Here is a 13389-nt window from a genome sequence, read left to right as displayed (position 1 = left end):
GGTTATGCCGTCGCTTTCGCTTGTTCCAAAACATCAATTGGTGTTTGGTCGGGTGTATTTTGAATCGTGCATGTCACGCCTTTCGCAGTTAAACGCTCAAACGCTGCAATGTCTTTAGCATCTACTGATACCGTTTTTGCAATTTGCTGTTTTCCTTCATGGAAATGCATGTTGCCCACGTTGCAGTGCGTGATTGGCACACCACCTTCAACAAGGCGAGCAACATCTTCAGGGGTATTACATAAAACGAAAATCTTTTGTTTTGGCGAGGCTTTGTGAATCACCTCAATGGTTTTTTGAATAGAGAAAAACGCACGGCGTATTCGCCACCTGCTGATGCTTTCATGCCTGCTTGCATAAAGGCTGCGTTTGGCCCTTCAGCGGCGTCATCATTCGCCACTAGGATTAAGTTCGCTTCTGTGTGTTTACCCCAAGTAATACGAATTTGGCCATGTAGCAAACGTTCGTCGATACGGGTCCATACAATATTTGGTGAAGTCATAGTCATACCTTTATTAATTATTTAATTTATGGATATTCACACCTTGAACCACGCGGTTTACTTCACTAGGTTGGACAAGGGTTATCGGGGGTATTTCCAAGGCCCAATGCGCTATGGAATGCATAGATTTGGGCAAAAGTGATATAAGGGAATAAGAGTTGTACATCGGCAGCTGCAGACATGCCTGGGACAAGAGAGCAATTTTCATCGACAGAGATATCATCGGCTTGAGCCGTGATTGCAACCACCCGCTTGGCAATGTTGTCTCGACGTAATTCAGCAATCAAATCAAGATCATATTTACGCGTATAGGGGTCGTTAGAAACAAAAACAAAGATGATTGTTTTATCGTCAACGATAGATTTTGGTCCATGGCGGAAGCCCAGTGGAGAGTCAAAACAAGACACAATCTTGCCCGCAGTCAGCTCTAGAAGCTTCAACGAAGATTCCTGTGCCAAGCCTTGTAATCCCCCACTACCAAGGTAAATTACTCGCTCAACATATTCGCCTGACATATTAGTCAATACCGGATTAATTTCGTTGATCCATGCCTCAGAATTCACGCAAATATTTTCGATTTCTTGTTTATTGAAAGTATTTTCGGAAAAAACGATACATAGTGAAAGCATCATCGAAGTGAAACTTGAGGTCATGGCGAAAGATTGGTCATTACTTTCTTCCGGCATTGCCAATGCGAAACGTTTTTCGTTATTTAAGCTGCTTTTATAAAGCTCACCTTCTGCATTACAAGTTAAGAACAAGTGATAGCAATTAGTTAAGCACTGATCTGCCAGCTCTACAGCTGCCACACTTTCAGGGCTATTGCCTGAACGAGCAAAAGAAACCAATAACGTTGGGTGATCCTCAGAAAAGTACTCTGCTGGATTAGAAACAAGGTCAGTACTCGCAATGGCATCGATACGATGCTTTGTGACTTTGGTTAATGCTGGCGCCACTGCACGTCCTGCAAAAGCCGACGTACCCGCCCCCGTTAGAATGATTCTAAAGTTTGGTTGATTAATGATTGGGCTTAAAAAGTCATTAAGCGCAGTACGACACTCATTAACGATATCGAATGTTTTACGCCAGCATTGTGGTTGCTGCATGACTTCTTTTGCAGTCCAGTAACCTTTATTTTCGTTAAGTTCAGATTCGGTATAACCTAGATAACTGTTCATTGATTTTCCTTAGTTTTGAAGCTTACAGGCCTTCGCATAAGAACGAAGTACTTGCTGAATTTTGTCGATAACAACCGCTTTTGGCGTGCCTTGTAGTGCACCACTACGAATGGCATTAAATTGGTCAGGTAGGTACTGACTTAAAAGCGGGAAAGGCAACCCTGATTGAGTTAAGTTCTCAAACAGTTTGTTTTGTGCCACACCAATAGCTTCATCAGGCCAGTAGTAACGAATACGGTCACTAAAGCTGTAGCTTCTGGCGAAACGTTGTTGATGAGTGTCACCTTGGTAATATTTTTTCCAGTTATCCGGCTTCAAACACATTTGTTGTTCAATTTGCTCTTTAAGGTGTGAGCAATGTGCTTTTGTGACAATTTCTTCTTCAATATTGCAAAGACTGAATAACGCTTCACGCATAGCAAACGTTAATGCAGGCCCCACTTTAAGGATGGCAAAATGGTCACGGACAAGATCTTGATAGGCTTGCAATGTTTGGTAATCGGTAGAATGAGCTTCAAAAATCATGTGCTCATGTTGCTCTATCATGTTGCTAAGCTCAGTCGCCTTTTCTGGGCGATAGTCAATAACTGACGTATGATCAAACTCAACACCAGGTTGGACCACGAGTCCAACAACACGTGACCAACAGTCAGAGATGCCTTCATTTTCAAATGCAACGCGATGGCTATTGATGGTTTCCGTTGCGGCTTCCGCAGTCGTCACTTCAAGCTCTTCAAGCTCTTCAGCTGCTCCGCCAGGAACTGGCACTTCAGTACCAATGACGTAAACCACATCACTTTGACCAAACTCTTGAGTCGCGGTCGTTTCAGCAATTTTCGCCAATCGAGCCGCACGTTTAGCGACAATTTCATCGTTCAACGGCACCGGATCATCCGAACATGACATGCTGCAATCTAAGTGAATTTTCTTGAATCCAGCCGCGACATACGCAGCGATCAATGCATCAGCTTTAACCATTGCCTCAGAGGCAGGCAGGTCTTGCCAGCGATTTGGACCTAAATGGTCACCGCCTAGAATAAGATTAGATAGGGGGAACTGACAGTTTTCAGCTAATTCAAAAACGAAGTTTCGAAAATCTTCTGGAGTCATTCCAGTGTAGCCACCATACTGATCGACTTGATTTGACGTAGCTTCGATCAATAATACAGAGTTGTCATTTTTGGCTTGCAGTAACGCAGCTTCAATAACAAGCGGGTGAGCAGAACAAACGGAATAGATGCCGTTGCATTCTCCCTGCTTATGACGTTGAATAATATTTAAAAGGGTGTTCATGTACTAACTCCACAATCAGGAATGAATGCCTGCTATGGAGTTAGTTTAATAGGGAGGGTTAACTACTTTTTATCAACTAGGATAAGATTTACACCTAACTCGCGTAACCCCTGAACATACTCATGAGGAATATCGGTATCGGTAATCAGTGTATGTATATCGCCAAAAGCTCGAATCATATGACAACTACGCTTGCCAAACTTACTTGAATCGACGACTGCAATCACTTGTTCGGAAATTTCACACATCAGCTAGGTTTAAACTGGCTTCTTGCTCATTGTATGTGGAAATACTCGGTTCGTAAATCAAATCCATCCACGCCCAAAAAGACTTTGTCAAAGCGATAATTCTTTAAACTGCTTTCTGCTTGTGAACCTGAAAAGATAGCGCCTTCTTTCGAAGGACTCCACCCGTCATCAATACTTCTACACCCGAAGATGATGACAACTCCATCGCGACATCCAGACCATTGGTCATGACTACCACATCCTCAACACTTTTGAGGTTTGACGCGATTTCTCGCGTGGTAGTACCAGAATCTAGAATGACTGTGTCACCATTATTGATAAGCTCTGCTGCTGCTGCGCCAAGCAAGCCTTTCGTACCTGCGTTTTGATGGCGTTTTTCTTGAACAGTCAACTCAGCTAAAACCCCAGTATTTGGAATCGCGGCACCGTGCGAACGCACGACATAGCCATTCTTTTCCAAAAAACTCAGGTCACTTCGAATAGTGACACTCGAGACACCAAATCGGGATGCTAAATCTTCTACACGCGCTTTACCGTCGCTGTTGATAACATCAACGATTTCCATCCGCCTTTCGATCGCACTTTTCACTCTTTAGTCTCCTACGGAAAACAAACCTTCGTTTGCTTTCGAAATTAATACTACACCCAAAAAACACCGTAACAACTCGAAAGGTGAAAACTTGAGATCTCTTTCACAATCTTTCGTATGATTCCGATCTTTTACTAAAAGAAAGTTCTAACTATCGTCATAATGACAATGGTCATCACGTTACTCGTTTGCCCTTCAACCTTTGCTTTACTTAGATTGAGCAGTAAACAATGTAACCATCAAGTCACCTTTTAACGCACGCAATTGACGTTGCTTCTTGTCGTTATTAATAAAAGTGTAACTTTCGTTATCTTGCGATGGACATCAACGTAAACTAACCACGTTTTCGAATAGAATAAAACTTCCATGCAGGAATACAAGCAAAAACTCAATATGTGAGAATTATTATGTCAATTTCACGACGAAACATGCTCAAAGGCATTGCAATTACTGGGGCGGGAGGGTTAGCAGCCTCACTCGCGGGTTGTTCTTCTTTCACTCCGAAAGCCACCGCTTCCGAACTATCCGAAAAAAAGGAAGGAGCCTCGCAAAAAAAACCAAACCTACTTGTTTTATTTCCAGATGAGCTTCGCACACAATCGCTTGGCTTTATGAAACAAGACCGTTCTATTACGCCTAATATGGACAAACTGGCTAAGCAAGGTGTGTTCTTTAGACAGGCGGTTTCAAACTTCCCGCTTTGTACTCCGTTTCGTGGCATGCTCATGACAGGGCAATATCCATATCGAAATGGTATTCAAGGCAACAGTCACACTGGTGTCCCTGGCAACTTTGGCGGACACGACTTTGGTATTGAACTAAAGAGAAATGACATTACTTGGTCTGACGTTCTAAAAGATCAAGGTTACAGCATGGGCTACATTGGCAAGTGGCATTTAGATGCACCGGAAGCGCCATTTGTTCCTGGCTATAACAACCCAATGGGTGGACGCTACTGGAATGATTGGACAGCACCCGATCGCCGTCATGGTTTTGACTTCTGGTACAGCTATGGTACGTATGATCTGCATATGAATCCGATGTACTGGACCAATGACACGCCAAGAGATAAGCCACTGCTTATTGACCAATGGAGTGCGGAACATGAAGCGGATATTGCCATCAACTACCTTCGTAATACCGATGGTAAGTATCGTGACAATGACAAGCCGTTTACGCTTGTGGTTTCGATGAACCCACCTCACTCGCCTTATGATCAAGTTCCTCAAAAGTATCTCGACAAATTTGAAGGCGAAACGTCCGAATCGCTTAACATTCGTAAGAATGTCGTATGGGATAAAGACTATGATGAAGGCTATGGACCTAAGTACTTCAAAGAGTACCTTGCTATGGTCTACGGTGTTGATGAGCAAATCGGTCGTATTGTCGATGAACTCGACAGGTTAAAACTCACAGAAGATACGCTGGTGGTGTTCTTCTCAGACCATGGTTGCTGCCTTGGCTCCAACGGCCATCCAACTAAGAATGTCCATTATGAAGAAGCCATGCGTATTCCTATGGTCTTTAGATGGCCAGGGACACTGAATCCAAACCAAGATGATATTTTATTCTCAGCTCCGGATATTTATCCAACCTTAATGGGCTTGTTAGGGTTAGAAGAACACATCCCTGGTACGGTAGAAGGCAGCAACTTTGCCAATACCGTGAAAGGCATTGCTGGCGATAAAAAACCAACATCCCAACTTTATACTTTCATGCCTTACGGTGGACAATCTTATGGTCGTCGCGGCGTGAGAACTGGCGACTACACATTAGTCATTGACAGGAAAGTGGGTAAGCCACTCAATTACGTACTGCACGATATGGCCAATGACCCTTATCAAATGCAAAACGTCGCAGATCAACAACCAGAAGTTGTAGAAAAACTAGTGAAAGAAGAGTTACTTCCATGGCTAGAACGTACTCTGTTGATCCATGGCGACCAACGGAGGTTCCAGAGCACGTACTCAACGCCTATACGTAACCCTATTATAGCGAGCTCCGTCGCTAATAGCGTTCACTGCCAACGTAACATCCAAACCTCAGCAAACCAACGCTGAGGTTTTTATTTCCCCTATACCACTGCTACTGTTACTGCTACTAATTTCCATTTTTCAAATAACAAAACGGCAGCGTCTCCACTGCCGTTTTGTTATTTATGATTCGTTGTTAACGGACAACGCTATTACATGCTTTGCTTACCCGTACTTACCCAAGAACTGAGACCCTATGAACGGAGTAATCTAGTTAAGGTAAACTCTCGATAAACGCTGCTATTCTTGAACGGGCCAATGATCAAAATAAATATGCTGTGCTTGCCAATCCACTTTTTCCTGATTGTCCGCTAGCAGCATTTTCGCAACAGTAAACGCAAATTCAAAACTCACGCCAAGCCCTTTACCTGAGATAAAGTTGCCATCAATCACCACTTTCTTGTCAACAAAGTTACCGTCTTCAAATTTCTTCTCTAGACCGCCACCTGTTGTATAATTTCGTCCCTGCAGCAGTCCATTGGCAGCCAACACTTTGGCACCAGAAGAACACAATGCGCAAATGAGCTTGCCCTGCTCGATATGATTGTTCAGAAACGATAGCACGTTAGTATTAACGGTAAGGTTATCCGTCCCTTTTGGACCACCAGGCATCATAACCGCATCATAACTTTCGTTTAGTTTGTTCGTTAACAAATCATCCGCAGAGATGCGAGTTTCGAAATAGCTATTCAGCGCTGTTGTTTCCATGCAAGACAGCACATCAACACTAATATCAAGACGGCGCATTATATCTATAAATACGACGGCCTCCGCTTCTTCAAAGCCATCGGCAAGTAATACTGCTACTGTTTTAACTGGGTTAGTGGCTTGAACCTTAGTCATGATTGTCACTCCAACCTCTTCAGCGAGATTCTGATTTTTTTATTTGGGAAAAATAAAAGCGGCATTGATAATCAATCCCGCTTAAAGTCTGTGATGGGTGCACTATTGCTAATAAGGCGATAGCGTTAGTAAAACAATCGCGTTAATGCAGCGCTAACCGAAAATTACAACTTACCTTCGCTTCCGCAGACACGAATTTTCTGCTGAACAATTTCCTTCATCGCTTGCTTACCAGGGATGATGTAGTGTCTTGGATCGTTCGCGGTTGGGTTTTCTGCAAAGTACCCTTTCACTGCATCAGAGAACGCAATCTTAAGCTCTGTCGCAACGTTTACCTTATTAATGCCGAGCTCGATGCAACGACGTACATCTTCATCAGGCACGCCCGATGCGCCATGTAAAACTAATGGAAGATCGGTCTTGTTGCGAATCTCGCCAAGACGGTCAAAGTCTAGGTTAGGGTCTTCTTTGTACATTCCATGAGCAGTACCGATAGCGATAGCAAGTGAATCAATACCAGTACGGTTAATAAATTCAACCGCTGCGTCAGGGTCGGTAAACAACGCATTTTTTGCATCAACGATCAAGTCATCTTCTTGACCGCTCAAGCGACCCAACTCTGCTTCAACAGAGCAATCCCAGCCGTGGCAGAATTGTACAACTTGACGTACTAAATCGATATTTTGCTCAAAATCAAAGTGTGAACCATCAATCATTGCCGACTTAATACCCGCTTCCACTTTCGTTTTGATATCTGAAAATGATTCGTGATGATCTAAGTGCAACGCTATCGGCATCTTATGTTTCACCGCAGCTTGTCGACAGATAGACACTAGATAGTCAGTGCCCGCATAAGAGAACGTGCCCGGTGTACCCGCTAGAATAACTGGGGAACCCATTTCAGACGCGGTTTCAACAATAACCTGAACGGTTTCCAAGTTGTGAATATTAAACGCAGGGACAGCATAGCCACCCAGTTGCGCTTTCAATAACATTTCTCGCGAAGAGACTAAAAACATAAATTACCCCAAAAGAATCCTTCGTTAGCTTTCAAATAGCATACTACCCGAAAACAAAAGCAAATTAGAGGATCAAGATCACACAAATACTTTCGAATTAAAGAAAAATGAAACTAAAAGAAACCATTCATTTTTGAAGAGTAAGTAGTGACACCTTGACGTAATAGATTGTTCTTGGGTCTTTGCGCGCGCCCGGTCAGCTTTTCTTGAGTACGATCAAGCCATGACTGGCTTTTGAGTGCACGGGTGAACGGCGACTGCTCTTGGGTATAGTCATGCTGGAAGGTCACCACAACTTCTTGAGTTTTCTGACAGCCTGATACCATGGCTTGAATACTTTCGATATGAAAACAAAAATCAGCAAGTTCAACATCTAATTTTCCTTCGTAGGCAGACCACAACCCAGTCTTCTCCCCATTGTAAAAAGCGATAATCAAAGCTCGCAGCGACCACAGGCTACTCGCAGGACCGCTGTAGTTATCCACCAAACGAACGTCATCACCATAAAGCCCTTGAGTCGGTAAGCCTGACTTAAGAGCCCCGTTACTGATAAAGGTATTCAAACAAGAGGAGAACACTCGCTTTGCTTGCCTAACCGACACTTTTGAATCGGCGTACTCAAGAACGGATAACAGTGGCGCAGGCGCCGAAAGTCGGTAACACGCGCTGCGCCCAAAAAATGGAAATCCGTGCGGAGAAAAGAAATAACGATAGTTATTGGTAAACTCAACCGCTGAACGGCGTATAAACGTCGCATCAAACGTGGGATCAATTTGATCGATCCAATAGAGAGAGTAGTGAAATCCCCACGCATTGTAATAATCGTAATTGCCATTGGCACCATCTCTAAACCAACCATCACCAACATAGAATTCTTTCACGCGACGGTACCGTTCTCGCTGGACTCGGTCTTGCCCAGTCAAACTTTTCATGACCACTTGTACGGTAAGCGGAAACAAGTGCCAATTGTTATCCACGGTTTTACAGTCATTCACTTGCCAAAACCAATCCGCAATCTGTTGTTGTTGCGACGCTTTCAATGTTTTCCAAACCCAGCGCCGACACAGCCATAGCGTTAACGCAAGATCGGCACTTTCACACACCTTTTGGTCGTAATCAGTGAGGGTGCCCCAATAGCCTGCATGCTTTGGGTTGGTGCCCGCTAAAAATGCTTTCTTAATGATCTCAACAACGTTAAAACTCTCACCGTTGAGTCCGGTTAAATACGGCGACTGAGTAGAAGATTGATTCAGCCAAGCCGCCAACAGAGGAAGCAATCGAGAACAGCCTTCTAGTGCATCAGTTCGAGCATTTTGTTGGCTAGGTCTTCCTGGATAATAGGCATGGCTGTGATCCCAAACCGAATAATGGACAAACGCCTCGGCAAAATATTTAAGCAACGCTTCGCACTGCTTTTTCAGATCATTTTCTCCCCAGAAAAGGCTGCCTGAATCGCTTCATCATTCCGATTCAATGCCGTTCGTTTTTTACATTGACGAATGACATGCTCTCGCAGCGTAGCAAGGTGCATTTTAAAGTCGGGATGTTCGTATGCGATAACAGGGCGAGGGGTAGAAGCAATGAATTTTGACATGACGCAACCTACTAGTATTCCAAGGGGTGAAAGTGAACAGCCGTTATCCGAGATATCACACTCTCACGAAAATCGGCTCTAGATATAATTAAAGGCACAACAAAAAAGTCAGCCTCATCGCAATGAGACTGACTTTTCAGGCTATTTTGCTGACTCAGTTAGCACTTCGTAGCGATCTTGCCCCCAATTGACAGGTGCAGGCTTCTCTTTGATCCACTCATAAAACGCCGCCTTAAGCTCTGCGACTTTTTCCGGGTGTTTATCGGCAAGGTTTTTCGACTCTGCTGGATCTTGTGCATAATGATAAAGTTCGTATTCAGCCTTACCATCATCATAATAATGCAGCGACCACTCTTGGTCTTTTATCGCCCACTCACCTTTCGACAGTCTTTCAATATGCTTACTTGGAACAAACTCGTTCTCGTTATAAGTAATCCACTGCCAGTAATGGCTCCAAAATTCCGCATTAGTCGCGTCATAGTGATGCGCTCTTGGGCCCGCCCAATATAAATACTCATGAGGCTTTTGATCTTCACCTTTTAGCAACGGCAAGATATTTTGTCCGTTAATATCTAAGCTCTTAGGAACATCAATATTTGCCGCTCCCATCGCCGTTGGTATGATATCCATCGCCGAAATCATCGTGTCATTAACTTGGCCTTTTGGAATCACGCCATTCCAATGCACCACAAATGGGACATGTACACCGCCACGATAGCGCTGGCCCTTAAAGGCGCGATCCATTCCATTCATTGGCATTGGTGATTCAAACACCGCACCATTGTCTGAAAGGAAGAAGATTAACGTATTGTCAAATTCACCCAACTCTTTGAGCTTATCGATAATTTGACCAATGCCTTCATCCGCTGCGTTAACGTGGGCATAATAATTGTCCACTTCAACATTACCGGTATCGAATCGGTCCATATACTTTGCAGGAGCGTGTTGCTCCAACGGGATATGCGGCACACTTAATGCCAAGTTAACGAAGAATGGCTTGTCTTTCGCTTGGCTTTCGATGAACTGAATCGTTTTATCTGTTAAGTTTTTCGTTAAGTAACCTGGCGCGGGTACATTGACGCCATTTTCAAATACCGATGGTGAGTTGTATAACGCAGCCCCTGAAGCATAAAAGCTATAGGAATAATCAAAGCCGCGCTCTTCAGGCCCAAAGCCTGGTTCTGCGATAGAAATTTCATTGTCATGGTAGTCACGGGTACGCAAGTTTTCAGCGATTTTCTCTTTGCGAACCTTAGCGTTATGCCACTTACCAATGTTGGCTGTCGCGTAACCATTATCGTTCATGACTTCAGGTAAAAGCGTAATGTCTTTTGGAATACCTAACGATGCATCATCGTTACTGTAGGTGCCAAAACTATGAGGATTTCGTCCCGTCATCATCGCAGCGCGAGAAGGCCCACACACGGGCGTTGCCACGTAAGCATTCGTCATACGAACACCATCATTGGCTAACTGTGTCACATTGGGCATCGAGCGTTTGGCAGCGTCATATAACTTCTCGAAATCACCGTCATACCTCATAGGAACGGGCCGTTTCTTCAGCGTATTTTTATCTACCGTATCAAGCATAAAGTCCATTTGTGCTATACCGAGATCATCCATCACAATGACCAGTACATTAGGTTGCTCTGTTTGGTCATTCGCTGTGGATGTAAATGGCACAGTCGCGCATGCTGCCGCCACAATGCCCGCTACAGCCGTCTTCTTAAACGAGGACAGTTTCATTGTTATCTCCTGTTAATATGAATACTGTGAATCTATCGATAGCCAGCCAACATAGGCATGACGTTTGCTGCAATCCCGCCCCGCTGAATTTCCTGCACCATTAAGTGCATAACTGGCGCGGTATGATTGAAAATTTGAGCATAGGACTCGCATAAATAGTTCTGTTTATGCTTTTCGCCTTCTTTAGAAATAATGCGATGTTTTGGGCACCCGCCGTAGCACAGTGCTTGAAATTGGCACTGTTGGCATTGTGTGGTTAGACGAGAAAACTTAGCGGCACCGAAGCGTTTTTGCTGCTTGCTTGTGGCTAGTTTTGCAATATCGGTCTCTTCGATATTGCCTAATTTGTTGGCAGGATAGACATAGTGGTCACAAGAATAGAGATCGCCGTTAGATTCAATCACTAGCGCCTGACCACACTCTTTCGACTGAACGCAAATAGAAGCAGGGTAGCCCATCCAAGTCGCTAACATGCTGTCAAACATGCGAATGAAAATAGTGCCTACATCTTCCTTAACCCACTCATTAAACACTTCCGTCATAAACTGACCATAACCATGAGAAGGCACAGAGAAGGAGGTTAATTTGGCGTCAGCACTAGGCGAATAATGACCTGTGGTACTTTGCTGGCAAGAAGCATCAACTTCAACAATAGGAATAAACTGTAAGTGAACAGAACCCAGTGCTTTAAGCGCATGATAGGTTTCTTTTCCTTTGTCCCAGTTTTGATCATTAATGACCGTTAGCGTATTAAACTCGACCTTATATTCTTTCAATAGCTCAATGGCTTTTCGCACACGCTCAAAGGTTGGACGTCCGTTAACGGAAATTCGATATTTATCATGAACATCGGCGACACCGTCAACCGATACGCCAATAAGAAAGTTATTGTCTGCAAAAAACTGCGCCCACTGACGATTAATCGCCACCGCATTGGTTTGAAAACTGTTGGTGATCACTTTGCCGCCACTATAGCGTTTTTGGTACTCCACCACTTTCTTATAAAAATCGATGCCAGCCAATGTCGGCTCGCCGCCTTGCCATGCAAAGTCGATTTCTTCGCCATCTTGAGAGGCGATATAGTCGCGTACGTATTTCTTCAACAGCCTATCAGACATATTGTGAGCACTGGTTTCATTGCTTGATTCGGTACTCTCCCCACTCGACATCATGTCTTCTTTCTCGAGGTAGAAGCAATAATCACACTTTAGGTTGCATCGGTAGCTTGCTGGCTTAGCCATCATATGAAATCGAGTAGATCGAGCATTTGCCTTAGCCATGAGTGATGCCTCTTTTATTTGTCATTCAAATCTTGTCGTTAATATAACAAAACGAAAGTATATGAAAACCACATTTTCAAGCGAAAGTGACGGCTGTCACAGCAAGTTTCACTTTACATGAAGACGATTTATTCTAACAAAGCTATATAAACAACTAATAAACAAAGCCATAACGAGAAACTAAAGTAACAACCACCAGCCTAATTTAATCTGGCGTTATTTTAGTCACACTTTTAAATGACACCTCTTGATCACACCCCTTCGATTACTTACGATGCGTAATATATTGAAAGTTTTCAACTGACTTCGAGAAAAGATAATGACAACCTATAGAAACATGATGCTCACTGCTGGCTTAATCGCCGCAACGCTAACCCCAATTAGCGTTTTCGCAATCTCCGATCCCATTACATTCATAGAGGAAAATACCACACTCATACATCAAGATAATTTCCAGCAAGGACTCGACAAATGGGTCATTGAAAAAACCGCTGCGTCACACGTTTCAATCATCGATAACAAGCTGGATATTGATGATGGTGCTGGCGTAACGGTTTGGTTTAAAAACGAAATATCCGCACCGTCTGTGATTGAATTTGACGGCGCTGTCGTCGTTCAAGGCGGACCTAATGATAGAGGGACCGATTTGAATTTTTTCTGGATGGCTAACGCGCCGGAAGGAGAAGGTTTCTTCGAACGTTCGCAATGGCGAGAAGGCGATATGCGTAAGTATGACCCCTTCAAGCTTTACTACATTGGCTATGGCGCTAACGACAATTCAACGACTCGTTTTAGACACTATCCAGGTGATGGCACGAGACCACTTTTACCAGAGTACGACGTTAGCGAAAAAGCATTTATGAACACGCCGAACGTGATGACCAATATCAAGATCATCAGTCTAGAAGATAAGACTATCGTCTTCGCTAATAACAAAAAACTCTATGAAATCAGTGATGTTGAACGAATTCCTAGCGGTATGTTTGGGTTCAGAACTTGGAAAAGCCACCTAGAGATAGAGCAATTTAAAGTTTACCAAATCAATAACAAACTGAAATAATAGG

Annotated in this window: 11 protein-coding genes and 2 pseudogenes; 2 read left to right on the top strand and 11 right to left on the bottom strand. The window is 43.7% G+C overall.

The genetic code is table 11. The features are described from left to right. Positions 1 to 2: 2 nt before the first annotated feature. The 5 genes and pseudogenes from agaV to AC0L66_RS20940 form a co-directional block, all read right to left on the bottom strand. Positions 3 to 502 (bottom strand): annotated as a pseudogene (gene agaV / locus AC0L66_RS20960) (PTS N-acetylgalactosamine transporter subunit IIB). A 13-nt stretch (positions 503 to 515) separates the two neighbouring features. Further along, positions 516 to 1680 (bottom strand): annotated as a pseudogene (locus AC0L66_RS20955) (SIS domain-containing protein). 9 nt (positions 1681 to 1689) lie between these two features. Then, positions 1690 to 2973 (bottom strand): tagatose-bisphosphate aldolase subunit KbaZ, encoded by a 1284-nt coding sequence (gene kbaZ / locus AC0L66_RS20950; protein WP_473570752.1) that lies wholly within the window; start codon positions 2971 to 2973, stop codon positions 1690 to 1692. A gap of 62 nt (positions 2974 to 3035) precedes the next feature. Beyond that, a complete protein-coding gene (locus AC0L66_RS20945; RefSeq protein ID WP_473570750.1) occupies positions 3036 to 3221 on the bottom strand; it encodes a hypothetical protein in 186 nt (61 codons plus the stop codon). A 103-nt stretch (positions 3222 to 3324) separates the two neighbouring features. Next, positions 3325 to 3810 carry a DeoR family transcriptional regulator gene (locus AC0L66_RS20940; RefSeq protein ID WP_473570749.1) on the bottom strand — a complete coding sequence of 162 codons (486 nt, stop codon included), beginning with the start codon at positions 3808 to 3810 and terminating at the stop codon, positions 3325 to 3327. A 407-nt stretch (positions 3811 to 4217) separates the two neighbouring features. Between AC0L66_RS20940 and AC0L66_RS20935 the strand changes: the two genes are divergently transcribed. Beyond that, positions 4218 to 5870 carry a sulfatase-like hydrolase/transferase gene (locus AC0L66_RS20935; protein WP_473570747.1) on the top strand — a complete coding sequence of 551 codons (1653 nt, stop codon included), beginning with the start codon at positions 4218 to 4220 and terminating at the stop codon, positions 5868 to 5870. 213 nt (positions 5871 to 6083) lie between these two features. Here the strand turns inward: AC0L66_RS20935 and AC0L66_RS20930 are convergent, their stop codons facing one another. The 6 genes from AC0L66_RS20930 to AC0L66_RS20905 form a co-directional block, all read right to left on the bottom strand. After that, positions 6084 to 6686, bottom strand: a complete 603-nt coding sequence (locus AC0L66_RS20930; protein WP_473570746.1) for a DJ-1/PfpI family protein — start codon at positions 6684 to 6686, stop codon at positions 6084 to 6086. 164 nt (positions 6687 to 6850) lie between these two features. Next, positions 6851 to 7705, bottom strand: a complete 855-nt coding sequence (locus AC0L66_RS20925; RefSeq protein ID WP_428793985.1) for a tagatose bisphosphate family class II aldolase — start codon at positions 7703 to 7705, stop codon at positions 6851 to 6853. Between the two features lie 113 nt (positions 7706 to 7818). Continuing rightward, on the bottom strand, positions 7819 to 9105 hold the full coding sequence (locus AC0L66_RS20920; RefSeq protein ID WP_473570744.1) for a DUF2264 domain-containing protein: 1287 nt from the start codon (positions 9103 to 9105) through the stop codon (positions 7819 to 7821). 17 nt (positions 9106 to 9122) lie between these two features. After that, on the bottom strand, positions 9123 to 9299 hold the full coding sequence (locus AC0L66_RS20915; protein WP_473570743.1) for a hypothetical protein: 177 nt from the start codon (positions 9297 to 9299) through the stop codon (positions 9123 to 9125). Positions 9300 to 9440: 141 nt separating this feature from the next. After that, a complete protein-coding gene (locus tag AC0L66_RS20910; RefSeq protein ID WP_473570741.1) occupies positions 9441 to 11045 on the bottom strand; it encodes a sulfatase family protein in 1605 nt (534 codons plus the stop codon). 32 nt (positions 11046 to 11077) lie between these two features. Next, on the bottom strand, positions 11078 to 12325 hold the full coding sequence (locus AC0L66_RS20905; RefSeq protein ID WP_473570739.1) for an anaerobic sulfatase maturase: 1248 nt from the start codon (positions 12323 to 12325) through the stop codon (positions 11078 to 11080). A gap of 319 nt (positions 12326 to 12644) precedes the next feature. On the opposite strand from AC0L66_RS20905, the gene AC0L66_RS20900 reads away from it, so the two are divergent. Continuing rightward, entirely contained in the window at positions 12645 to 13385 is a 741-nt protein-coding gene (locus tag AC0L66_RS20900) for a DUF6250 domain-containing protein (RefSeq protein ID WP_473570737.1), read from the top strand. Positions 13386 to 13389: the final 4 nt, after the last annotated feature.

The sequence above is a fragment of the Vibrio sp. GJ43-1 genome (genome assembly GCF_055808835.1).
This window is presented reverse-complemented; position numbering and strand designations above follow the sequence as displayed.